The sequence below is a fragment of the Cryobacterium lyxosi genome, assembly GCF_004403345.1.
Lineage (GTDB): Bacteria > Actinomycetota > Actinomycetes > Actinomycetales > Microbacteriaceae > Cryobacterium > Cryobacterium lyxosi.
In genome coordinates this window covers 71,814-95,850 of sequence record NZ_SOGT01000008.1, presented here as the reverse complement: position 1 = coordinate 95,850, position 24,037 = coordinate 71,814, and the positions used below count along the sequence as shown (strand labels likewise).

The window sequence follows — 24,037 nt, the reverse complement described above, 5'->3', positions numbered from 1 at the left end:
AGGGGTCACGAGGCATAACTCCTGCAATATGAGCGACCACCGACCGACTTCCGCGTATTCGCGCGGGTGCCTGGGCGGTCTGTCGCCAATTTGCAGGAGTTATGCGCCGCGCAGGCGGCTGATTCAGGAAAGTGGGGTTGCCAGTGCTGCCCAGCCCCGATTTTTCGGGGCTGGGCGGGGTGAATGCGTGCGGATCGCCTGAATGAGCTGCTTGAATGCGGTGGGGCTAGCGGGCACCGAGTAGGTGTTCGAGGGCGAGCTGCTGCAGATGCACGAAGCCGAAGCCCTTGCCACCGAAGTACGCGTCGGTGTCGAAGTCTTCGTAGGCACTGCGGTCGGCGAGCAGGTCGTCGTAGCTTTCGCCGGATGCGAGGGTGTTGTTCGACAGGTCAGGCACCTTCGACGCGGCGAGGGCCGCCTGCACCTCGGGATCGGCGCGGAACGCCGCCGCGCGCTGCTTGAGCAGCAGGTAGGTGCGCATGTTGGCCGCGGCCGACGTCCACACTCCCGCGACGTCTTCGGTACGGCTCGGCTTGTAGTCGAAGTGGCGCGGCCCGGTATAGGCCTGGCCGCCGCTCGGGCCGCCGTTTTCGAGCAGGTCGACGAGCGCGAAGGCGTTCTGCAGGTCGCCGTGGCCGAAGACGAGGTCCTGGTCATATTTGATGCCGCGCTGACCGTTGAGGTCGATGTGGAACAGCTTGCCCTGGTACAGCGCCTGGGCGATGCCGGCGGCGAAGTTGAGCCCCGCCATCTGCTCGTGCCCGACCTCGGGGTTCACTCCGACCATTTCGGGACGCTCGAGGGTTTCAATGAACGCCATCGCGTGGCCGACCGTCGGCAGCAGAATATCGCCGCGCGGTTCGTTGGGCTTGGGCTCAATGGCGAAGCGGATGTCGTAGCCCTTGTCGGTTACGTAGTCACCGAGCAGGTTCACGGCCTCACGGTAGCGCTCGAGCGCCGAACGGATGTCCTTGGCCGCGTCATACTCGGCGCCCTCGCGGCCGCCCCACATGACGAAGGTCTTGGCGCCGAGCTCGGCAGCAAGGTCGATGTTGCGCAGCACCTTGCGGAGGGCGAACCGGCGGACCGCGCGGTCGTTGGAAGTGAAGCCGCCGTCCTTGAAGACCGGTGCGCTGAACAGGTTGGTGGTGACCATCGGCACGATCAGGCCGGTGTCGGCGAGCGCCTGCTTGAGGCGGTCGATCTGGGACTGGCGCGCGGCATCCGTCGAGCCGAAGTCGAACAGGTCGTCGTCGTGAAAAGTCAGGCCGTAGGCACCGAGCTCGGCCAGGTTGGTGACGGCATCGACAACGTCGAGCTTGGGACGCGTCGGGCCGCCGAACGGGTCACTGCCGTTATAGCCGACGGTCCAGAGGCCGAAGGAGAACTTGTCGTCGCGGGTGGGGGTCAGGCTCACGTCACTCAGGGTCATATCACTGCTTCCGATTCAGCTTCGTCGATGATTTGTTGATCACTCCAACATATACCGGGGATGGATGCAGTCGTCAATAGCCGGACATTGAATTCGCCGCAGCCACGCAGCCACGCAGCTCCAGAATCCGAGTGCAATGGTGCCAAGGTGACCTGACTGGACTGGTATGTTGTCCTGAACACCAAATACGATGAGGTGGTTCGAATGAACCAGGTAAGCGAACGCAATTGGGCCGGTAACTACCGCTACGCGGCACCCGTCGCGCACCCGAAGAGCATCGACGAGGTGCAGCAACTCGTCGCCGCGGCGACCCGGGTGCGTGCCCTCGGTTCGCGCCACTCCTTCAATACGATCGCGGATTCCCCCGGCATGCTGGTCGCACTCGACCGCGTCGACGATGCCATTTTCATCGACCCGACCCGGTTGAGCGTCGAGGTTTCCGGCGGCACGACCTACGGCACGCTCGCCGTCGAGCTGCAGCGGCAGGGCTACGCCCTGCACAACCTCGCGTCGTTGCCGCATATCAGCGTGGCCGGTGCTATCGCTACCGGCACGCACGGCTCGGGCGACCACAACGGCAGCCTCGCAACCGCGGTGTCGGCCCTGGAGATCGTCACGGGCTCCGGGGAGCTGCTGCGGGTTGATCGGTCGACTCCCGACTTCGCCGGCATGGTGGTGGCGCTCGGCGCCCTCGGCATTGTCACCCGGGTCACGCTCGATATTCAGCCGACGTTTGAGGTGCAACAGTTCGTCTACGAGAACCTGCCGTGGAGCGCGGTGCTGCAGCATTTCGATGCCGTGATGGGCAGCGCCTACAGCGTGAGCATGTTCACCAACTGGCTCGGCGAAAATGTGGATCAGGCCTGGGTGAAAAGCCGCGGCGGCGACTTTACGGGCGCGGGCGAGTTCTTCGGGGGAACGGCGGCGACTCTGGGGCGGCATCCGCTGCCCGGTATTTCAGCGGTCAACTGCACGGAGCAGCTCGGCGTCGCCGGGCCGTGGTCGGAGCGACTCGCGCACTTTCGCCTGGCCTTCACCCCGAGCAATGGCGAGGAGTTGCAGAGCGAATACCACGTGCCGCGCGAGCATGCCGTCGCAGCAATCGAGGCGATGCGCACTCTCTCCGACCGGATCGCGCCGCTGCTGCTGGTCAGCGAGATTCGCAGCATCGCGGCCGACGACCTCTGGCTCAGCCCGAACTTCGAACGGGCCGGCGTGGCACTGCACTTCACCTGGAAGCCCGAGCAGGCCGCCGTTGAAGCGCTGCTGCCAGCGCTCGAAGCAGCACTGGCCCCGTTTGCCGTTCGGCCGCACTGGGGCAAGCTTTTTCAGACGGATGCCGAGACGCTCGCGGCCAGCTTCCCCCGGCTCGACGATTTTCGAGCCCTTGCTGATCGGCTCGACCCGACGGGCAAGTTTCGTAACGACTTTCTGGAGCGAACGGTGTTCGGGGGCTGATCGCGCGTCTGCGAGCGTGGCCAATTCACGAAAACACGATTCCGCAGACTACATGGATCCACGCACTCGGAACCCCTCATGGTGAAGGACGTGATTGGTCCGATCGCAGCCGGACCAGCGCCGAGAGATTAGCCGATCGATGGACGGGTGACGCGAATTTGTTGTTCCTGTGAACGGAGAGTGAACCGGGTGGGCTGTGCCCCAGCAGCGAAGCTGACACCAGAACTGAGCTGGTATTCGCCGGAGAATCCCTTGACCGTAACCCTACCCTCCGCGTCGGTCACCACGGTCGTGGGAGCCAACCACCACTCGCCCTTGACCAGCCCGTGCAACGCTTGGTATGACGGCTTTGGAGTGCCGTCGGCACGCACCAGCCCGATCGGTGCGCCGAGCCAGGCGCCCGCGTCGGTGATGCCCCAGTAGGTGATGGCCTCGACAGAGGGGTGCGACACGAGCGAGCGGTAGTGTTGTACGAGCTCGTCCGCTTGACGCGCTTCGCCCTCGGGAGTGGATGGCCACTCGGGAATCTCGTAGTCGTTCAGGTCCACGATGTCGGCCGGCATGAGGTGGCCTGAGACAAGCGATGACTCGGTCAGGTGCAGCGGCAGACCGAACCGGGCGAAGCGGTCGACCATCTCGAGCATGACGTCCTCGCCCCAATACCCCTGATGCATGTGGGTCTGCAGCCCGAGGGCATCGATCTCGATGCCGGCTTCCAAAACCTCCTCAATGAGGTCCTCATAGGCGCTTGAGAGATCGAAGTCATTGAGCAGCAGCCTGGCATGGGGATTGGCCGCCCGCGCCTCTTCGAACGCCATGCGGATCATCGCAACGCGCCCCCGGGCGCGAGCCAGCGGCGTGATGCCGTTGTCGCCGTTAGCGAACACGGGCATGATGAGGACTTCGTTGATGGCGTCCCAGGTGTCGATGAGCCCCTCGAAGTCGGCAACATCGCGGCGGATGCGTTCGCGCTGCAGCCGCTCGACCTCCTGCAGGGTCAGGCCGAGCAGCCAGTCGGGTTGCACCGTGTGCCAGACGAGCGGATGCCCCTTGAGGGTCACGCCACGCTGGCGGAACCAACGAGCGGCTTGTTGCAGCCGAGCGGTGTCCGGTGCCCCGCGCACGGGCTCGAAGCGGCCCCAGTAAAACGGGAGTGTTGCCGTGTTGAAGAGGTCGGCATACAGCTCGGCCAGGCTCTCGGTGCCGATCTCGTCGGGCTCGCCGTTTGCAAGGCCGAGAAAATCGAATCCGATATTGCCAAAACCAAAGGCGTGGCTTACCTGCGAGACGACGACCTCGGCGTGCGCCAGGGGAGCACCCGAGGCATCCGTCACGGTCACGACGGATTGGCAGATCCGATGGGTGGGTGCCGAGGTCGCCGAGAAAGCAGTGGAGCGCATCATTGCAGGGTCACTTTCTGGAATCGAATGTTGTCCCGCCAAACATATCTAGCTATGTGTCCAATGAAAAGTTAGAATCCGATTGGCGCGGGGCCAGTGCTCGCCCGGACCACGAGTTCAGCGGGCAGCTGGACATGGTTGGGTATGTCCTCGCCGTCGAGCAACTTCACGAGCATGCGCAGGGCCTGTGCTCCCATGTCGAGCAGCGGCTGGGCCATGGTCGTCAGCGGCGGCTTCGAGCTCGCGGCTTCGGGAACGTCGTCGAACCCGATGACGGAAACGTCCTCCGGTACCCGAAGTCCGAGTTCGCGTGCCGCGTCCAGCACGCCGAGCGCGGACATATCGTTGGCGGCGAACACCGCGGTCGGTCGATCCGGACGCATCAGTAATTCGCGGGCCGCCTTGGCTGTCAAGGCAGCCTGGTATTCACCGTCGCAGACAAGCGTTGAGTCGAACGGTATGCCGGCGTTCTCCAGAGACTCGCGGTAGCCGGCCTCACGCAACTGGGCCGATGCGAGGTCGCTGCGCCCGCGGATATGGGCAATGCGGCGGTGTCCCAACTCGATGAGGTGTCCGGTGGCGACCCGGGCGCCACCGATATTGTCCGAGTCGATCGTGGAAGGTCCGCCCGGCCCGTCATGCGGGTCAATAGCGACGACAGGGATCGAGGTCGTCGGCATGAGCAACGTCGGCGTGACGATGATGGCGCCGTCGATGAGCGTGCCGGCCAGGCGGGATAGGGATCGGCGTTCCCAGCCAGCACTGATACCGCCCGGAGCGAGGGCCGAATACGCGAGCAACTCATAGCCGGTCCCGGTGGCAGCCGTCGAGATGCCCTTGAGGAGTTCGGCCGAGAACGACTCGAATTCGGGGACGAGGATTCCGATCACGTTGGTGCGCTGTCGCCGCAAACTCGCCGCCACGAGCGAGGTCTCATAGCCGAGTGCGGCGACGACTTCGGTCACTCGCTTGAAGGTCGCGGGCGCGACGCCGTAGCGCCCATTGACAACCTTTGACACCGTCGGCACGGAAACGCCGGCTTCGCGAGCGACGTCGGCGATTGTTACTCGCCCGAGCGGGGGGGATCGGTTGACATCGCTGTTCATAATGCTCAGGGTACAGCGCGGTGTGACACACCCGACTCACTGCCGCCGTGAGAATTTGTTGACCCGCAAAACATACCCTGCTAGCCTTCACCTGACCGGTGGATAACGATATCCAAACAGTGCCACCGGCTGCCTATGCAAAGGAGCATATAGTGCGCACTACCCATCTCATCACCGTCGCCGCCCTGGCACTGGCTTCGCTGGTGGTCGTCCCCACCGGGGCGTTCGCTGCCCCCGCGCCGCCGGCGGACCCGAGTGCGTCGCAGCACTCGGGCGTCATCGGTCAGGACACCCTGCGTGGCCTCGCCGAAGAGGCCGGCATTGAGTTCGGCGTCGCCGTGAACGCGGACCTGCTGGCGAAGAACGGCAAGTATCGCAACATCGTCAACACCCAGTATTCCAGCGTGACGGCCGAGAATGTCATGAAGTGGGAGGCCATCAACCCGGCACCCGGCGTGTACGACTGGGCGGCGGCGGAGGCGCTCATCGCCAACGCTGAGGCCAACGGCCAGGTCGTCCGCGGGCACACGCTCGTATGGCACAACCAGCTGCCGACCTGGCTCACGACCGGCCACTTCAGCGCTGAGGAGTTGCGCGCGATTCTTGAAAACCATGTCCGGACCGTCGCCGAGCACTTCGCCGGCGACATCCAGCAGTGGGACGTCGTCAACGAAATCTTCAACGACGATGCCGCGGGGAGCTTCCGCGAGACGCTTTGGTACCAGGCGTACGAGGAGCTGGGCCTGCCCGGCGAGCAGTACGTCGCCGACGTGTTCCGCTGGGCGCACGAGGCCGACTCCGCGGCACTCCTGTTCTACAACGACTACAACCTCGAGTTCACGGGTCCCAAGAGCAACGCCGCGTACGCGTTCGTCCAGGAACTGCTGGCCGACGACGTGCCGATCCAGGGCGTTGGCTTCCAGGGCCACCTGGACACCCAGTACGGCTTCCCCGACCTGCAGAGCAACCTGCAGCGGTTCGCTGACCAGGGCATCGAGGTCGCACTGACCGAGGTGGATGTGCGCACCTTCGTGACCCAGAAGCCGAACGGTACCTACACCAACACACCGGCGGACGCCGCGGAGGGCGCCCAGCAGGTGGACTATTGGGCGCGCACCCTTGAGGCCTGCCTGGCCGTCGAGGCGTGCAACTCCTTTACAGCGTGGGGCGTCTCGGACGCGAACTCGTGGATCCCAGGCTGGTTCACCGGGCAGGGTGCCGGGCTGATATTCGACTTGCACTCCAATCCCAAGCCGCAGTACGAGGCGCTGCGCGAGGTACTGCGGAACGCCGCTTGAATACCTCATAAGGCAGCAGTTCACGTTCAGCAGCACTCGATTCGGAACGCACGGGGCACATCCATCCGGGCGTGTACCTGGTGGCTTTGCCGCCCAGGACTGTCGCGGTCCCAAGGTGATCGTGGTCGCCGATGGACATCGGCCCGGCCGCAAAGTCACTTTCGGCAGAGTCTCTTTGAGGGCTGTCGTCGAAGTAAAAAACGTTATCGAAATCGATATCGATATCGATTGACAACGCCGGATCCATCCTGAGAAGCTCTGTATGCAGCAGGTAAGTAACGTATGTCGGTCATCACTATTAAGGAGATTCCACAATGAAGAGGAAAAACCGATTCGCGGGTATTCTCGCGCTGGCCGCGAGTACCGCACTACTCGCCTCCGGTTGCGCCAGTGGCGGCGACAGCGGTCAGGGGGACAGCGTCGCCCTGACTTTCTGGCAGAACTCAACGACCGGAGAAGGCAAGGCCTACTGGGAAAAGACGATCAGCGAGTTCGAAGCGGCGAACCCGAAGGTCACTATCGAGATGCAGTCCGTCCAGAACGAGGAGATGGATGGAAAGCTCCAGACCGCGCTGAACTCCGGCGATGCCCCGGACATCTTCATGGCACGCGGCGGCGGCAAGCTGGCAGACGTTGTAGCGGCCGGACAGGCCATGGACATCACCGATTCCATTGACGACGTCACCAAAGCGGCAGTCCCCGAAGGCGTGCTCAGCGCGTTCGCGGTTGACGGCAAGATCTACGGCATGCCGACCGCGGTGCTCCCTGGTGGCATCTTCTACAGCAAAGACCTCTTCGCGGAGGCCGGCATCGATGCCGTGCCAACGACGTTGGATGAGCTTGATGCTGCGGTGGACAAGCTCAAGGCCACCGGTGTTGCGCCGATCGCCGTGGGCGCGAAGGACGCCTGGCCCGCTGCGCACTGGTACTACTTCTTCGCCCAGCGAGCGTGCTCGCAGGGCGCCATGAACGAGGCCGCCAAGACCAAGACGTTCGACGACTCGTGCTGGCTGCAGGCAAGTGAGAACATGCAAACATTTGTGAAGACCGAGCCGTTCAACCAAGGCTTCCTCACCACCTCGGCGCAGCAGGGAGCGGGCAGCTCGGCTGGCCTCCTGGCCAATCATGAGGCAGCGATGGAACTCATGGGTGCCTGGAACCCGGGTGTGATCGCCAGCCTGACCCCTGACCAGAAGCCGCTACCCGACCTCGGCTGGTTCCCCTTCCCCGAGGTGACAGGCGGCGACGGTACGCCGGGCGCGATGATGGGCGGCGTGGACGGATTCACCTGCTCAGCACAAGCTCCCAAGCAGGAGTGCACCGATTTCCTCAACTTCTTCATGCAGAAGCAACAGCAGGAAGGGTACGCAAACGCATTCCACACACTTCCGGCTAATACGGATGCCCAGAGCGTCGTGGCTGATCCCGCATTGCAATCCATTCTGAAGGCCTACAACGATGCACCGTACGTGACGGTATGGCTGGATACCCTGTTCGGCCAGAATGTCGGTACCGCGCTGAACACCGGCGTCGTCGACATGCTTGCCGGCAAGGGTGGGGCAGCGGACCTCGTCTCAGGCGTCAACGCGGCAGCAGCCAAGGGATAACTCGAACCCATGAGAAAAGAGTCCGCAGGCGCCGCGTCGTTGACCGACGAGCGGCCGATGCCGGGCACGGGGAAGGTTGGGGATGGCGCACCTCGTGCGTCGTCCCCGGCCACACCGCGCCCTACGCGAAAAACGGCAGACTGGCGTAAGCGCCTGGAGATCACGATCCTCTCCGGGCCGGCAATCATCGTCTTCGTCGGCTTCGTGATTTTTCCCGTCATCCTGGCCGCTTACTATGGCTTCTTTCGCTGGAAGGGCTATGGGCCGGCAACCGACTTCGTCGGCTGGGGCAACTACCTCATCATCTTCGCAGACAGCGCATTCCACGAAGTGGTGCTCCACAACGGCATCATCGTCGTGCTGTCACTGGTTTTCCAGCTGCCGATCGCGATCTTCCTTGCACTGCTGCTCAACCAGAAGATCCGAGGACGATCCCTTATACGAGTTCTGATCTTCGTGCCGTACATCATCTCGGAGGTTATCGTCGGCATCGGGTGGGGACTGATGCTCCAGACCAATGGCGCGGTGAACGACCTCCTGGCCGCTGTCGGGCTGGGTACGTTCAGGGCCGACTGGCTCTCGGATCCCAAGATCGCCATTTGGTCGCTGATGGTCATCATCACCTGGAAGTACGTCGGCTTTGCGGTCATCCTGTTCCTCGCCGGACTTCAGAGCATCCCCGAGGAGCTTTTTGAGGCGGCGTCGATTGACGGGGCGACCTACTGGCAGGTGCAGCGCCACATCACCCTGCCACTGCTCGGCCCGACACTGCGAATCTGGGCATTCCTTTCGATCATCGGGTCGCTCCAGTTATTCGATCTCGTCTTCATCATCTGGGGCCAGTACGTCGCTTCGACAGCGGGAACATCCACCATGGCGACATATATGGTCGCGAATGGTCGCACGTCGGGCAACTTCGGCTACGGCAGCGCCGTCGCGGTCGTCATGTTCCTGATCTCACTCGTCATTGCGCTGACCTATCAGCGCTTCGTATTGCGACGCGACACGGCTGGCGCGCTCACCGAGAGGCAGAAATAATGTCCGCAACGTCGAGTGTGAGGCCAATGCTCGAGGAGGAACTGCCCGAGGTACGCGGCACTCGCGAACGCCAGAAGTGGGGCAACCCCGTCACCTACTTCATCGCCTTCCTGTTCATTGCCCTGAGCCTGGGTCCGGTTCTCTACATCGTGACCGGGGGCTTCCGCGACAATTCCCAGATCACCTCGTCGCCCGCAGGGTTTCCGACCCCGTGGCGTTTCGATAACTATCTCAACGTCTTGTCGAGTACGACCTTCTGGCAGCAGATCGGCAACTCGGCCATCGTCGGCATCACGACGACGATCGGCGTAGTGGTACTCGGTGTGATGGTCAGCTTTGTACTTGCTCGCTACCACTTCCAGGGGCGCGCGGCGATGTACTCCCTGTTCGCGGCCGGGCTTATGTTTCCGATGACCGTTGCAATCACGCCGCTTTACATCCTGGTCAAGGACCTGGGACTGATGAACAGCCTGGCCGGTGTGATCCTGCCGCAAATTGCGTTCGGCCTGCCAGTGACCGTCATTATCCTGGTGCCGTTCCTCAAAGCGATTCCAGATGAGATTGAGGAGGCCGCGTCGATCGACGGTGCGAGCCGCCTCGGCTTCTTCTTTCGCATGGTCGTGCCATTGTCGATTCCTGGCGTCGTGACCACCGGCATCCTCGCCTTCGTCGCCAGCTGGAACAGCTACTTACTGCCGTTGTTCATCCTGAGCGACCAATCGACGTACACCCTGCCGCTGGGTGTGCAGGCGTTCGCCTCGCAGTATTCGGTGGACACGGCGAGCGTCCTGGCTTTCACCTCCCTCTCTATGATCCCGGCGCTCATTTTCTTCACACTGTTCGAGCGCCGCATCGTCGGCGGATTGACCGGGGCGGTCAAGGGCTGAGCCGTACGCGCAGTGCGGGCCGTGAAGTGCTGCTTGCGCGCGGTGGACTAACCGCATATTTGACCCTGAATGAAAGTGATGAATTCGTGACTGAAACAGTCTTAGCTATGCCCGACGTGTCTGAACGCGTACGCGCGCTCCATGCTCGGATGACCCTCGAAGAGAAGCTCGCCCAGATCGTTGGCTACTGGCTGGACCAGAGCGGCGTCGTCGCGCCCATGCAGGGCGAGATGGCTGCGGGGCAGAAGGCGTCTACCGACCTCGCCGAGGTGACCAGGCATGGCATCGGGCACTACACCCGCGTCTATGGCACACGCCCCGTTGAGCCGGCGGAACGCGCCGCCTGGCTGTGGGGTGAGCAGCGCCGCCTCAAGCGTGAGACGCGACTGGGAATCCCCGCGCTCGTGCACGAAGAATGCCTGACCGGACTCGCCGCATGGAAGGCGGCCACCTTCCCGACGCCGCTCGCCTGGGGCGCCTCGTTCGACCCAGCGCTGGTGCAGGAGATGGCCGGCGTCATCGGCGACTCGATGAAAGAACTGGGCATTCACCAGGGTCTCGCCCCCGTGCTCGACGTGATCCGTGATCCCCGCTGGGGTCGGGTCGATGAGTGCATCGGAGAGGACCCCTATCTCGTCGGCACCGTCGGTACGGCGTACGTGCGCGGCCTTCAGGGAGCTGGGGTGCACGCGACGTTGAAACACTTCCTCGGATACTCCGCATCGCGCGCCGGTCGTAATCATGCGCCGGTACACGCCGGCCCACGAGAGATCGCAGACGTCTTCCTGCCGCCGTTCGAGATGGCGATCCTCGACGGCGGCGCGAAGTCCGTCATGAATTCGTATACCAACGTCGATGGAATTCCGATGGCGGCCAATGCCGACTACCTCACCGGTGTACTTCGCCACAAAATCGGATTCAACGGCGTTGTCGTCGCCGACTACTTCGCAGTGGCTTTCCTTGAGGTCATGCATGCCGTCGCGGCCGATCGGGGCGAAGCAGCGGCGCTGGCGCTCGAAGCGGGCATCGACATCGAACTGCCAACCGGCGACGCCTACCTGCAGCCCCTGGCTGATCGCATCCGTGCGGGAAAGTTCGATGTGGCCTATGTCGACCGCGCGGTGTTGCGTGCTCTCGCGCAGAAGGAAGAATTGGGGCTTCTCGATGAGGACGCCTTCGAGGGTGAGCCGCCGACGGACATCGACCTTGACTCGCCGCGCCATAAAGAGCTGGCCCGCAGACTCGCCGAGGAATCCGTCGTGCTGCTGTCGAACGACGGCGTACTGCCGCTGGAACGGCGGGCACGACCGCTCTCGAAGGTAGCGGTCATCGGTCCCAACGCCCACCGGGCCGAGGCCCTTCAGGGTTGTTACTCCTTTGCGAACCATGTGCTCTCCGGCTATCCCGATCTGCCACTCGGCTTCGAGATCCCGACGGTTCTGGACTCGCTCCCCGGTGCCTTCGAAACGGCCGGCCTCGCCGTGCCGGAATTCGTCTACGCTGCAGGTTGCGCCGTCGAGGGCGACGACGACTCCGGCTTCGCTGCCTCCGTGGACGCTGCGTCGTCGTGCGAACTGGCCATCGTCGTCGTGGGCGACCAGGCGGGCCTCTTTGGTCGTGGCACCGTCGGCGAGGGCAATGACTCCGAATCTCTGGAGCTGCCCGGCCTTCAACGCCAACTGGTCGAGGCCGTGATCGCGACCGGAACACCGGTCATCATGGTGCTTTTGACCGGGCGGCCGTACGCGATCGGGTGGGCTGTCGAGGGTGCGAGCACAGCCCCGGCTGCCGTACTCCAGGCATTCTTTCCCGGTGAGGGCGGCGGTCTGGCAATTACCGACATCATCATGGGCCGGGTGAATCCGTCGGGGCGCCTGCCGGTTTCGATGCCGCGCTCGGTCGGCGCGCAGCCGTATTCATATCTGCACCCGATTCTGGGCGGGCCGTCCGACGTCACCGCGACCGATTCGACGCCGCTATTCCCCTTCGGATTCGGTCTGTCGTACACTTCCTTCGACTATTTTGACCTCGACGTCGATACTGCCGTGGCGGCCGGCGGCGTCTTCACGGCTGCGGTGACGGTGTCCAACACCGGCGCCGTTTGTGGCTCCGAGACAGTGCAGCTGTACGGGCACGACGTGCACGGCACGGTAGCCCGGCCGGTGGTGCAAATGCTCGGCTACTCCCGCGTGGAACTCGATGCGGGGGAGTCCGTGCGGTTGACTTTCTCGGTCCCGGCGAGTCGATTCGCTTTCAGCGACCGGCGCATGGTCAAGGTCGTCGAACCCGGCGATGTCGAGGTGTGGTTCGCTTCGCACTCGGCCGCCTCGGATGGTGCGCGGGCAGAAGAGGCCACCAACGGCGCGATCGTCAGCGAGAAAACAGCACGGGTGCGACGCATCCCCGGCGTGTCAACGGCCCGGGCCACCGTTGCGATCACCGGCGATGTTCATGAGGTCACCGCGGCGGATCTGCGCATGGTGGATGTTCGTCAAGACGCGCTGGTGCGATCATCGGTGTCGGCCTGAACATGAACGACGAAAAAGCTCCCCTCCATCCACCTCACGAATCAAGGCAGTACGCACCAATGCCCCAGGCACGGATTGCCATCGACCGCACGATGCTCGTCGCCCCGATCAATCGCCGCATCTTCGGCTCCTTTGTCGAGCACCTGGGCCGGTGTGTCTATGACGGCATCTACGAGCCCGGTCACGCAAGCGCCAATGACGATGGGTTTCGGCTGGATGTGATTGATTTGGTCAAGGAGCTGGGGTCATCGACCATCCGCTATCCCGGCGGGAATTTCGTCTCCGGCTACCGCTGGGAAGACGGCGTCGGGCCCAAGGACGAGCGCCCGGTGCGCCGGGACCTGGCCTGGCATTCACTCGAAACCAATCAGGTCGGCCTGGACGAGTTCGCGCGTTGGTGCAAGCTGACGGGCTCCGAGCTCATGATGGCCGTCAATCTCGGCACGCGGGGCATCGAAAATGCGCTGGATCTGCTGGAGTACGCCAATCATCCGTCTGGCACCGCGCTCAGCGACCAGCGCATTGTCAACGGTACGAGCGAACCGCACGACATTCGTATGTGGTGCCTGGGCAATGAGATGGATGGCCCGTGGCAGACCGGCTATCTGTCGGCCGATGATTACGGCAAGTTGGCCGCCCGCACGGCGCAGGCGCTGAAGGCCGCCGACAAGAACCTGGAGCTCGTGGTTTGTGGGTCCTCGGGGTCAACGATGCCGACTTTTGGTGACTGGGAGCGCACCGTCCTCGAGCACAGCTACGAGCACGTCGACTATATCTCCGCGCACGCCTACTATCAGGAGCGCAATGGGGACCTGGGTTCGTATCTCGCGTCGTCGCTGGATATGCAGTATTTCATCGACACCGTCGTGTCGACGGGCGATCACGTGAAGAACAAGCTGCACAGCAACAAGACGATCAAGATCTCGTTCGACGAGTGGAACATCTGGTACCTCGACGAACACCGGGCCTCTGAGGAAGTCAACGATGAGTGGCGCGTTGCGCCGCGTCAGCTCGAAGACACCTATTCGGTAGCGGATGCCGTGGTGCTGGGCAACCTGCTGATCACGTTGCTGAAGAATCACGACCGGGTCGGGTCGGCATCGCTGGCTCAACTGGTGAACGTGATTGCGCCGATCATGACGGAACCGGGTGGGGCATCCTGGCGTCAAACCACGTTCTTCCCATTTTCGGTCACGTCGCGGCTGGCCCGCGGCGAGGTGTTGCGGCCCCGAATCGACGTCGGCATATATGAGACTGCCGTTTACGGCGCGGCTCCGCTGGTGGATTCCGTGGCGACCTTTGACGAGGAAAGCGGCCGGGCTGCGGTGTTCCTGGTGAACCGCAGCCAGACCGAGTCGCTGCAGGTGACCATCGATGTGGCCGAGCTGGGCGCATCCGTTATCGATGAGGCGGTCAGCCTGCACGATGCAGATGCGTATGCCAAGAACACGCTGGCTGATCAGACGCGGGTCGGCTTGCGCTCGCTCGCCGGTGCTGTTCTCACGGACGGTGCGCTGACCGTGACACTGCCCCCGGTCTCTTGGTCAGCGATCGCCCTCAAATGACGACGGCTGGGAGATAAAGACCGTCATCGGCGCTACCGTCATCCACCATTCCCGCGGTCCATGCAGCGGTCGCCTTGCGAGCGCCGGCCGCCGGCAAGCACGTCTACGGAGAGAAGCCCCTGGCGCTCAATCCCGGCCAAGCTGCCCCGGTGCTCACGCTCGCCGACGAATGCGGGCTGCGGGTGGGATCGGCTCCCGATACCGTGCTGGGCACGGGCGTGCAGATCGCCCGGGCACTGCTCGACGGTGGCCGCATCGGAATGCCGGTGGCGGCATCGGCTTTCTGGACCACGCCGGGCATGAGCTCTGGTACCCGGGGGGTTTTTCACGTCGTGGAGATCATGAGCGCCGTAGTGCGGGCTGGCCACGACCACACGGTCATTGAGTTGGCCAGCACGGTCGAGCGGCCGGATCTCGTTCCCGAAGGCGCTGTGCCGAGCAACTGGTAGGTCGCGTTGCTGCCGCGGCGAACTACGCGTGGTCGCGCCAGCTGTGCTCGGGGGCGAAGCCGAGCATCCGTTTCGCCTTGTCGATCGACAGCAGGGTCTCGTGTTCGCCCACCGTCTTCGTCACGGTGACGTTCGGGAAGACCTCGGCGGCCAGGCTCGCGCTCGACCGGCTCATCACCGTGTCGGCGGCGGCGATGATGAACGTCTCGAAACCCGGCTGGGCCTGTTCGAGCGCGCGCAGCACGGCTTGGGCGCCGTCGCGACCGTCGATGTAGCCCCACAGGTTCCACTTGCGCAGGGTGGCGTCATCGTCGAAGGCGGGGAATGCCGCGTAGTCGTCTTCGTCCATCACATTGGAGAAGCGCAGCGCCGTGATGCTCAGCCGCGGATCCCAGCGCACGAGCTGGATAGCCATCTGCTCCTCGAGATGCTTGACCAGCGAATACGTGCTCTCCGGGCGGGCCGGGTACTCCTCGTCGACGGGAATGTAGGGCGGGTCGATGTCGAATGGCAGACCGAGGGTCGTCTCACTCGAGGCATAGACGATCGTCTTGATTCCGGCCCGGCGGGCGGCCTGGAAGACGTTGAAGGTCGCGAGCATGTTGTTGTGGAACGTGGCCACGTCGGGCAACAGGCCGGGGGCCGGGATGGCGCCCAGATGCACGAGCGCGTCAAACCCGTCTGTGCGGTCGTCGATGCCGAACATCACGTCGACGACCTGGCCATAATCGGTCAGGTCGATCCGGGTGAATCCGGAACCGCGAACTCCCGACTGGTCGAGATTGGTGACCTCATGCCCCTCGCTCGCCAGGCGCGTAACCACGCTACGGCCGAGCTTGCCACTACCACCGGTGACGGCAATTCTCATGAACACTCCCTCAGTCTCACAAGCGGATGCGGCTGGCTCATACCTCGCGCTGCTCCGGCGAGGTGGTCTTGCGCGGGTCGAACTCGGCCAGGTCGCGAACGGCCGCATCGATCCTTGTGAGCACATCAGCGTCGAGGTGCACACCGGCGGCCTTCGCGTTGTCGGCGACCTGCTCGGGGCGGGACGCGCCCATGATGGCGGATGCAACGTTCTTATTCGCCAGCACCCAGGCGAGAGCGAGTTGCGCCATGCTCAGTCCGAGTTCGTCGGCGATCGGGCGCAATTTCTGCACGCCGGTGAGCACCGGCTCATCCATCCAACGTTTGATCATGTTGGCGCCGCCCTGGGCATCCGTTGCCCGGCTGCCTTCCAAGGGGGCCTGACCCGGCAGGTACTTGCCGGTGAGCACGCCCTGAGCCACCGGGGACCAGACGATCTGCGAGACGCCGAGTTCTTCGGAGGCTGGAACCACTTCGGATTCAATCACACGCCACAGCATCGAATACTGCGGCTGGTTGGAGATGAGCTGAATGCCGAGGTCAGTGGCGAGGGCGTGGCCGGCGCGCAACTGCTCGGCGTTCCACTCGCTCACTCCGATGTACAGGGCCTTGCCCTGGCGTACGACGTCGGCGAAGGCCTGCATCGTCTCTTCGAGCGGGGTTTCCACGTCGTACCGGTGTGCCTGGTAGAGGTCGACGTACTCCGTTTGCAGCCGCGTGAGCGAGCCATCGATCGACTCGAGGATGTGCTTACGAGAGAGGCCGGTGTCGTTGTGTCCCTTGGGACCGGTCGGCCCGAAGACCTTGGTGAAGATTTCGAGGGACTGGCGGCGTTCGCCGCGCAGGGCATCGCCCAATACCTGTTCGGCGACGGTGTTCGCGTAGACGTCTGCGGTGTCGAACGAGCTGATTCCGGCATCCAGGGCCGCTCGCACGCAGGCCGTTGCCGTGTCATTCTCGATCTGGGACCCGTGGGTGAGCCAGTTGCCGTAGGTAATCTCCGAAACTTTCAATCCGCTGTTGCCGAGGTATCGAAACTCCATGACGTCCCTGTCTGGCGCCTCGTATCTGCCAGCGCCCTCGATGATTTGTTGACATTGGCAACGTATCATCCATCGAGCTCATCCGGCGCAGTAACCTGACTTCTGACCGAAAAAGCGAGCGGGAAGCCGAGAGCAGTGGACGCCATGCAGGGTAACAACCATGATGATGTGCGCAGGCACAACCTGTCGATCATTCTGCGCCTCGTACACCGCGGTGGCGCGGCGTCGCGCGCCCAGCTGACCCGCCTGACCGGTTTGAACCGGTCGACCATCGGAGCGCTGGTCGCAGAGTTGGTCGAACGCGGCCTGGTCGAGGAACGCACTCCCGACCCCACCAAACTTGCCGGGCGCCCGAGCCCGATCGTGGCGGCGAGCGACCGCGTTGTGGCCATCGCGGTGAATCCTGAAATCGACGCGATCACCGTGGGAGTGGTCGCCCTCAGCGGAGTCGTGCACCGGAGCATCCGCTTCGCCACGCCAACCACGCCGACGGTCGCCGAGGCGGTCGCTATCACGGCGAGTATTGTCACCGACCTGCGGCGCGAGTTCGGAGAGTATTCCATAATCGGAATGGGTGTGGCTGTGCCGGGCCTGGTGCGTGCACACGACGGTCTGGTTCGCAACGCTCCACATCTCGGCTGGGTCGACGAACCACTCTGCGACCTGCTCGCCGAGGTCACCGGTCTGCCCGTCGTGGCCGCCAACGACGCGAGCCTCGGCGTCACGGCGGAACGCTATTTCGGCGCGGGGCAGGGAATGACCGATCTCATCTACCTCAACGGCGGCTCGAGCGGCATCGGTGGCGGCCTCGTCGTCGGGGGAGTCGCGGCCGGCGGACGGGCGGGCTACGCGGGAGAATTCGGGCACACCAGGGTGAGCGCGGGCTGCCGCACCGACTCGGCCGGTATCGCCGGCACTCTCGAAGCCGAGGTCACCCGCGGCGCGCTCCTTGACGTGCTCGGCCTGCCCGCTGGGGAAACGGATGCCGACGACCTCGAAGGCGCACTGCTCGCCTCCACCGCGCCCGCGGTACGCGCCGAAGTGAACCGGCAGGTCGATTTCTTGGCCGTGGCCTTAGCCGGCGCCGTCAACATCCTCAACCCAGAACTCATCGTGCTGGGCGGCTTCCTCGCCGCGCTCTATGTGGTCGACCCCGGGCGCCTGACGCGCGCGGTGGCTGCACTGACGCTGGGGACTGCATTCGACGAGGTGCAGATCGCCCCCGCGCTTCTCGGCTCGAATCTGCTCCTGATCGGTGCCGCCGAACTGGCCTTCGAAACGCTGCTTCTCGATCCACAGTCCGAAAGTGGGAATAGTTCGGGTCTGTCCCCGCTTAGCGTAAGGGCGGCCGGAAGTGCCACTGCGGCCGTGTCGCCCGAAATCGCGCCGCCCGCCGCCATCCAGCCTCTCTAGACCAGCCAAGGACATCCGTTTTCGTGATTACTGCCAGCATCCCCGTGATTAGCGCCGCGCAACTTGCCTCCACCGCCGCGCATCCCGGGGACAAACTGACTCGGCGCCAGCGCATCGTCTACATACTCATTCTCGGGGCGCTCACGGCGCTCGGCCCGTTTACCATCGACCTGTATCTGCCGGCCTTTCCGACCCTGGAAAACGAATTCGGCGTGTTGCCGTCGGTCATCCAGCTCACCCTGACCGGCACCATGATCGGTTTCGGTTTCGGGCAGCTGGTCGTCGGCCCCTGGAGCGATAAGGTCGGGCGGCGACTCCCGCTCATGCTCGCTACCGGTGTGCACATTCTCGCCTGCGTCGGCGCCGCCCTATCGAACGACATCATCGTGCTCGCCATCTTCCGCGTGCTGCAGGGCTTCGGCGCCGCGGCCGGCGCCGTCGTTGCCATGGCCATGGTGCGGGACCTGTTCGGCGGCAAGCCGCTCGTCAAGATGCTCTCCCGTCTTGCGCTGGTCAGCGGCCTCGCGCCGGTGCTGGCACCGGTGATCGGATCGCAGCTGCTGCTCGTCATGAGCTGGCGGGGAATCTTCTGGGTACTGGCCGCCTACGGCGTCATCGTGATTCTGGCCGTCGCCTTCTGGATCGTTGAAACCCTGCCCGAAAGCGAACGCAACGCGACGGGCCATAGCACCCTCGGCCAACGCTACAAAGCGGTACTGAGCGACCGCACCTTCGTGGGCGTCGCGATCATCGGGGCGATGACCTTCACCGGGTTGTTCTCCTACCTGTCGGCCTCACCGTTTCTGTTCCAAGACGTGTATGCGTTCAGCCCGCAGGAGTACGGTCTGCTGTTCGCCATCAACTCCCTCGGTGTGGTCACCGGGGTGCAGCTGAGCTCGCGCCTGATGCACCGGTCCAACATCGGGCCGCAGTGGATTCTTTCCGTCTCCACGGTTGTGCTGGTGATCACCGCTGGTGCGATCGTGCTGCTCGACCTCGGCGGCATTGGGCTGTGGGGTATCCTGGTGCCGCTCTGGTTCTTCATCGCGGCCTGTGGCTTCACCCTGCCGAGCGTGCAGGTCATCGCGCTCAACGCCCACGGACACGAAGCCGGAACCGCCGCGTCGTTGCTCGGCGCCGCGAATTTCGGTGTGGCCGGACTGATCTCGCCGATTGTGGGACTGCTCGGAGTGGGCACGGCGATACCGATGGCATCCGTCATGGGCGTCACCGCCGTGATCTCAATTCTTGCGCTCTGGCTGATTGTGCGCCCAAGAAGCGTGCCAGCACTCGAACGCTAGCCCGAGGCGCTCGCTCGGGCACCTTCGCGCTCGGGCCCCTTCGAGTCTCGGGCCCCTTCGAGTCTTAGCCGCTCGGGCCCATGGTGTGACCGTGGGCCCAGTTTATAAACTGGGCCCACGGCCCGGGCCCGGGCCCCGTCCAAAATGGGGGGCGCGGTAACGGGCTGCTGACCTACGATGGCGGAATGACTAACCCGGAACGCGCTGCAGACCCCGCAGCTCGCCACATTTCCCGTCGCTGGCCCGTCGTCAGCGGCATCTCCGCTATGATGTTGGCCGCCCTGCTCGGTCTCGTCGTGGTCGTGCGGGCAAACGGCGCCGCCCTCGAGGTTGACGCCGAGTGGATGAGCGAGATCATCGAGCATCGCATGACGGTCTGGGAGGTTCCGTCGCTGTTCATGAACACGCTCGGCGGCGGCCTATTCGGCGTCTTCGTCGTGCCGCTGGTCATAATCCTCGTGCTCGTGCTGATCAAGCGGCCCTGGGCGGCCGGGTACTACCTCGGGGCCACGGTGCTGAGTGCGGTCGGCGTGCAACTGCTCAAACAGGTCTTTGGCCGGGCCCGCCCTGAAGACATACTGGTCACCTCCGATTTTGGGTCGTTTCCTTCCGGCCATGTCGCCAATGCGGCAACTATGGCGGTGTGCCTCGCCATCATCTTTCCGCGCCTCTGGGTGGTGCTCGCCGGCGCCGTGTATACGATCGTGATGCTGCTCAGCCGCACCTATCTCGGTGCGCACTGGCTCACGGACACCATCGGTGGCTTATTACTCGGCGCCGGTGTCGCTATCGTGCTGTGGGCTCCGGTCGCCGCCAAACTCGATGGCGAACGTGCACTCGCCGCCCGCCGCCGACTCGAACGGCAGCGGAAGCGGCAGAAAACCCTCACGTCATGACCAACGCGGCACAGGAGCTCCGGTAGAACGGCAAGGTCTCGTTCGACGCCTCGTTCGTCATTCGTGCGACAGCGGTTTCCTGGATCTGCCGTGGGTCAACCATCGGGCACGAGACTAGGAACCCGAGCCGTTGCGTTGGCTCGCCGTCACCGCCCTCTACCGTGCCTATTCACTGGCCGATCGAGCCGAGCTTGCCGGGCGTCGCACCACGTCACCGTGTGCGCGCATGGCCGACATCGTGTCCGACCGGGGGCACTAGACGGCCGAACGGAGCGGGCACTCGCCGCGCAGACGCGCGAGGGGATGAATTTCCCAGCCGAGCGGCGTGTCGAGTCCAGCGGTGCACCAGCCGTGGGCGGAGTCGCCCTAGCTCGGACACGGTGAGCGGGTCGGGCGGCCGCACGACTCTCACCCCGAGTGCGTCGCTAATGTTCTCCAGCCCGGAGCGGGGCCATACCTGACCCCGCAGGCGAAGCAGCACGTCACCGGCGGAGTCCAGCAGGTACAGGTGCGAGAGGGTCTCGACCATCTCGCTCTGATACAGCTCGACGAGCACGACGCTGGCAATTTCGGCCGTGCCAAAGTTGGTCACCCGGCCCAGCAGGTTGCGGCTTTCCAAGCGCCCAGCCGCAACGGTCACGCACACTCTGCGGGCCCCGAATACAGCGATCACGCCGAGAAGGGTCAGGCCGAACTGAACGGCGGCGACAAAGATCCAGGTATTGCGCGGGATGGTGAGCCAGTACAGCACGATCAGAACGGGGACCAGCAACGACAGTGCAGCGATAATCGACCGCTTGACCAGCTTGCGACGCGGCCGCAAAACGTGCCTGACTGCCGGCTCGAACCCCTCGCGCATCATGTGTTCCGTTTCACCCCTCAAAGTGAGTATCCCGCACATCAGCCCAGTATCTCGTTGCTATTTCGGGGGGGTAGACGAAGTCGCCTGAAGCGAGTATCGTCCGTCATCGCGGAATCAGGGGTACCCCGCGGGGAGTGCGCCCAGCGTAGAGTTGGTCCGTGCACTCACGGGCCATCCGCGAACGCGGCAACACAACGAAGCGGCACCGGCTGCATCCGGCGCAGGTCGTCGTTTCCGGATTCGCCCTGACCATTTTCGGCGGCACAGCGCTGTTGATGCTGCCGAACGCCCGGGTCGGGCCGGGCGGCGCATCGTTTCTGGAGGCGCTGTTCACCGCGACGAGCGCGGTGTGCGTCACCGGGCTGACCGTCGTCGATACGGCGGTGTACTGGACACCGTTCGGTCAGGTCGTGATTCTGATGCTGATTCAAATCGGCGGGTTCGGGATCATGTCTTTTGCCTCGGTCGTCGGGCTCGCGATCGCTCGCAAGCTCTCCCTGCGCTCGCGCATCACAGCCGCCGCCGAAACCAAAAGCGTCGGTCTCGCTGACGTGAAGGGGCTGGTGGTCGGTGTCGTGCGTATCTCGCTCGCGATCGAGGTCACCGTGGCGATGATGCTCGCGCTGCGCTTTATGCTCGGCTACGGCGAGCCCGTTGGCCGGGCCATCTGGCTGGGCGTGTTCCACTCGGTATCGAGCTTCAACAATGCCGGGTTCGCCCTGTTCAGCGACAATCTCATGGGGTATGCAACGGATGCCTGGATCTGCCTGCCGATTGCCGCCGCCGTCATTCTCGGTGGACTCGGCTTTCCGGTGATCGTGCAGCTGCGGCGGCAGCTGCGGCGGCAGGGGCGGGATCCGCGGCACTGGTTACAGCAGGCCTGGTCGATTCGAACCTGGACCATGAATACCCGCATCGTGGTCTCGGGTACGCTCGCGCTACTCATTCTCGGAACGGCATATATCACCGCCGTTGAATGGTCGAATCCGAATACTCTCGGTCCGTTGGACTGGTCGGGCAAACTACTGGTCGGTTTCTTCCAATCGGTGCAGACCCGCACCGCCGGTTTCAATAGCATCGACATCGGCCAGCTCGACTCCGCCACCCTGCTCGGGATGGACGTTCTGATGCTGATCGGTGGCGGCCCCGCCGGAACCGCCGGAGGCATTAAAATCACGACGTTCGCCGTCCTGTTCTTCATTATCTGGACCGAGGTGCGCGGCCAGGTCGCCGTCAACGTGTTCGGCAAGCGGCTTTCCCGGGCGGTGCACCGTGAGGCGATCACGATCTCCCTGCTCGCCGTCGGCGTCATCATTGCCGCGACGGCGGCGCTCATGCTCCTGACCGACATCTCTCTGGACGCGCTGCTGTTCGAGGCGATCTCCGCTTTTGCGACGGTGGGACTGTCGACCGGGATCACCGCGGGGCTGCCATGGGGAGGGCAGGTCATCCTGATTCTGCTTATGTTCATCGGCCGCCTCGGCCCGATCACCTTCGCGTCGGCCATTGCCCTGCGCGAACGCCGCACCACCTACGAACTTCCCAAGGAAAGGCCGATCATTGGCTAAATATTCACTGTTCGGGCACCGCGACCCCGCCCGCCTCGCCGAAGCTGAATCGGTCGTCGTCATCGGTCTCGGCCGGTTTGGCAGCGCGCTCGCTATCGAACTCATGAACAGTGGCACCGAGGTGCTCGGCATCGACGGGGACGAAGAGGTGGTACAGATGCACAACAGACTGCTCACCCACGTGGTGCGTGCCGACTCCACCAAGGAGGCGACCCTGCGGGAGCTCTCGGTACCCGACTTCTCCAGCGTGGTCGTGGCGATCGGCGGCGATATCCAGGCAAACATTCTCACCGCTTCGCTGCTGCTCAAGCTGGGCATCGCGAACATCTGGGCCAAAGCGGTCAGCGACCCGCACGGCGAGATCCTCACCCAGCTCGGCGTCAACCATGTCATCTACCCGGAGAAAGATATGGGCAAGCGGGTTGCGCATCTGGTGCGCGGCGCCATGCAGGACTATATCGAGATCGGCGAGAATTTTGCGCTGGTCAAGACGGCACCGCCGCGGGCGCTCATCGGCGTACCCCTCGGCCAGGCCAAGGTGCGTGCCCGCTACGGCATCACCGTCACCGCGTTTCACCGCCCCGGCGCAGGCTGGAGCTACACCTCGCTCGACACCGTGATCGAAGATGGCGACATCATTCTCATCGCCGGAGAATCTGCGCGAGTCGAAGAATACAGCCTGATGCGATGAGTTCCCCCTTCGTTTTTCTCGCGGATGCACCGCTCGGCACTCGGGTCGTCGTGCGCACCAGAATTCCGGGTGGGTACACGGACGCGCTGGGCTTTCTGCGGAGCCGCAGCGCGGCATCCGTTTCGGTGGAGACCAAGCGGGGACTGGTCACACTCGCGATGGCCGACGTGGTGGCCGCGAAGCTCGTGCCGCCGGCGCCCGAACAAAGACCGCGCCGGGCCCGGGCCTGAAACCACCGGTCGACGTGAGGATCTGAACCAGAACGTGCGCCCACGACGCTCCCGACGCCTACCGCGCTGCGCTTTTCTGGCCGCGCTGAGCCTTTCTGGCCGCGTTGCGCTTTTCTGGCCGCGCTGCGCTTTTCTGGCCGCGCTGAGCCTTTCTGACCACGCTGTGGCTCCGTCAGGCCCGTCCATCAGTTGTGTGGCGCGTGCGACGTGCCCCTGAAGGTTTCGTGACGAGTGCGTGAACATCTAGCGCTGATTTACCGTCTAGTCAAGTTAAACAGAGATTGCCTTGTTACTTTTTACCTTCCAGATCACCTGAGTTTTCGGCGGTCGGAAGGCTCGCGGTAGCGGGTCGTCAACGACCTGAGGTGCCGATAAGGAGGTACCCGATGACCCCTGCG

At 64.0% G+C, this 24,037-nt stretch carries 20 protein-coding genes and 1 pseudogene; 15 read left to right on the top strand and 6 right to left on the bottom strand.

Going from position 1 to position 24,037, the window contains the following annotated elements:
- Positions 1-226: 226 nt before the first annotated feature.
- The gene (gene xylA, locus E3T27_RS06675; RefSeq protein WP_104196039.1) at positions 227-1,432 is read right to left on the bottom strand and encodes a xylose isomerase; all 1,206 of its coding nucleotides are present in this window, start codon (positions 1,430-1,432) and stop codon (positions 227-229) included.
- 204 nt (positions 1,433-1,636) lie between these two features.
- Between xylA and E3T27_RS06670 the strand changes: the two genes are divergently transcribed.
- Positions 1,637-2,890, top strand: a complete 1,254-nt coding sequence (locus E3T27_RS06670) for an FAD-binding protein (RefSeq protein ID WP_134572016.1) — start codon at positions 1,637-1,639, stop codon at positions 2,888-2,890.
- A 128-nt stretch (positions 2,891-3,018) separates the two neighbouring features.
- Here the strand turns inward: E3T27_RS06670 and E3T27_RS06665 are convergent, their stop codons facing one another.
- Together E3T27_RS06665 and E3T27_RS06660 are read right to left on the bottom strand one after the other, a co-directional pair.
- Positions 3,019-4,293: an endo-1,4-beta-xylanase gene (locus tag E3T27_RS06665; protein ID WP_198416495.1), complete on the bottom strand. Its 1,275-nt coding sequence runs from the start codon at positions 4,291-4,293 to the stop codon at positions 3,019-3,021.
- A gap of 68 nt (positions 4,294-4,361) precedes the next feature.
- Complete coding sequence (locus tag E3T27_RS06660) at positions 4,362-5,396, bottom strand: LacI family DNA-binding transcriptional regulator (RefSeq protein ID WP_134572015.1); 1,035 nt, start codon at positions 5,394-5,396, stop codon at positions 4,362-4,364.
- Positions 5,397-5,548: 152 nt separating this feature from the next.
- On the opposite strand from E3T27_RS06660, the gene E3T27_RS06655 reads away from it, so the two are divergent.
- From E3T27_RS06655 to E3T27_RS17315, 8 genes and pseudogenes are all read left to right on the top strand, one after another.
- Positions 5,549-6,694, top strand: coding sequence for an endo-1,4-beta-xylanase (locus E3T27_RS06655; RefSeq protein ID WP_134572014.1), 1,146 nt, complete (start codon positions 5,549-5,551; stop codon positions 6,692-6,694).
- Between the two features lie 314 nt (positions 6,695-7,008).
- Entirely contained in the window at positions 7,009-8,301 is a 1,293-nt protein-coding gene (locus E3T27_RS06650; protein WP_134572013.1) for an extracellular solute-binding protein, read from the top strand.
- A gap of 57 nt (positions 8,302-8,358) precedes the next feature.
- A complete protein-coding gene (locus tag E3T27_RS06645; RefSeq protein ID WP_134572165.1) occupies positions 8,359-9,339 on the top strand; it encodes a carbohydrate ABC transporter permease in 981 nt (326 codons plus the stop codon).
- Entirely contained in the window at positions 9,339-10,226 is an 888-nt protein-coding gene (locus tag E3T27_RS06640; protein WP_104196034.1) for a carbohydrate ABC transporter permease, read from the top strand. Before E3T27_RS06645 ends, E3T27_RS06640 begins: the two co-directional genes overlap by 1 nt.
- Before the next feature lie 107 nt (positions 10,227-10,333).
- On the top strand, positions 10,334-12,754 hold the full coding sequence (locus E3T27_RS06635) for a beta-xylosidase/alpha-l-arabinosidase (RefSeq protein WP_104196033.1): 2,421 nt from the start codon (positions 10,334-10,336) through the stop codon (positions 12,752-12,754).
- 59 nt (positions 12,755-12,813) lie between these two features.
- Positions 12,814-14,319: an arabinosylfuranosidase ArfA gene (arfA, locus tag E3T27_RS06630; RefSeq protein WP_134572012.1), complete on the top strand. Its 1,506-nt coding sequence runs from the start codon at positions 12,814-12,816 to the stop codon at positions 14,317-14,319.
- 44 nt (positions 14,320-14,363) lie between these two features.
- Positions 14,364-14,635 (top strand): annotated as a pseudogene (locus tag E3T27_RS17320) (Gfo/Idh/MocA family oxidoreductase); the annotation flags it as partial.
- Complete coding sequence (locus E3T27_RS17315; protein WP_420898044.1) at positions 14,619-14,768, top strand: hypothetical protein; 150 nt, start codon at positions 14,619-14,621, stop codon at positions 14,766-14,768. The pseudogene E3T27_RS17320 and the gene E3T27_RS17315, both read left to right, overlap by 17 nt.
- 22 nt (positions 14,769-14,790) lie before the next feature.
- Here E3T27_RS17315 and E3T27_RS06620 read toward each other — a convergent pair whose 3' ends face one another.
- Together E3T27_RS06620 and E3T27_RS06615 are read right to left on the bottom strand one after the other, a co-directional pair.
- A complete protein-coding gene (locus E3T27_RS06620; RefSeq protein ID WP_104196057.1) occupies positions 14,791-15,636 on the bottom strand; it encodes an NAD-dependent epimerase/dehydratase family protein in 846 nt (281 codons plus the stop codon).
- Positions 15,637-15,673: 37 nt separating this feature from the next.
- Positions 15,674-16,678: an aldo/keto reductase family protein gene (locus tag E3T27_RS06615; protein ID WP_104200202.1), complete on the bottom strand. Its 1,005-nt coding sequence runs from the start codon at positions 16,676-16,678 to the stop codon at positions 15,674-15,676.
- Between the two features lie 144 nt (positions 16,679-16,822).
- Between E3T27_RS06615 and E3T27_RS06610 the strand changes: the two genes are divergently transcribed.
- From E3T27_RS06610 to E3T27_RS06600, 3 genes are all read left to right on the top strand, one after another.
- Complete coding sequence (locus E3T27_RS06610; protein ID WP_134572164.1) at positions 16,823-18,091, top strand: ROK family transcriptional regulator; 1,269 nt, start codon at positions 16,823-16,825, stop codon at positions 18,089-18,091.
- Between the two features lie 23 nt (positions 18,092-18,114).
- Positions 18,115-19,392: a multidrug effflux MFS transporter gene (locus E3T27_RS06605; RefSeq protein WP_233200552.1), complete on the top strand. Its 1,278-nt coding sequence runs from the start codon at positions 18,115-18,117 to the stop codon at positions 19,390-19,392.
- 185 nt (positions 19,393-19,577) lie between these two features.
- On the top strand, positions 19,578-20,288 hold the full coding sequence (locus E3T27_RS06600; protein ID WP_166786130.1) for a phosphatase PAP2 family protein: 711 nt from the start codon (positions 19,578-19,580) through the stop codon (positions 20,286-20,288).
- A gap of 211 nt (positions 20,289-20,499) precedes the next feature.
- Here the strand turns inward: E3T27_RS06600 and E3T27_RS06590 are convergent, their stop codons facing one another.
- Positions 20,500-21,150, bottom strand: a complete 651-nt coding sequence (locus E3T27_RS06590; RefSeq protein WP_166786129.1) for a hypothetical protein — start codon at positions 21,148-21,150, stop codon at positions 20,500-20,502.
- Between the two features lie 158 nt (positions 21,151-21,308).
- On the opposite strand from E3T27_RS06590, the gene E3T27_RS06585 reads away from it, so the two are divergent.
- The 3 genes from E3T27_RS06585 to E3T27_RS06575 are packed head-to-tail and all read left to right on the top strand — an operon-like array spanning position 21,309 to position 23,639.
- Complete coding sequence (locus E3T27_RS06585; protein ID WP_233200550.1) at positions 21,309-22,718, top strand: TrkH family potassium uptake protein; 1,410 nt, start codon at positions 21,309-21,311, stop codon at positions 22,716-22,718.
- Positions 22,711-23,409: a potassium channel family protein gene (locus tag E3T27_RS06580; RefSeq protein ID WP_104196028.1), complete on the top strand. Its 699-nt coding sequence runs from the start codon at positions 22,711-22,713 to the stop codon at positions 23,407-23,409. Before E3T27_RS06585 ends, E3T27_RS06580 begins: the two co-directional genes overlap by 8 nt.
- Positions 23,406-23,639: a putative acetyltransferase gene (locus E3T27_RS06575; protein WP_134572010.1), complete on the top strand. Its 234-nt coding sequence runs from the start codon at positions 23,406-23,408 to the stop codon at positions 23,637-23,639. Before E3T27_RS06580 ends, E3T27_RS06575 begins: the two co-directional genes overlap by 4 nt.
- The last annotated feature ends 398 nt before the right edge of the window (positions 23,640-24,037 follow it).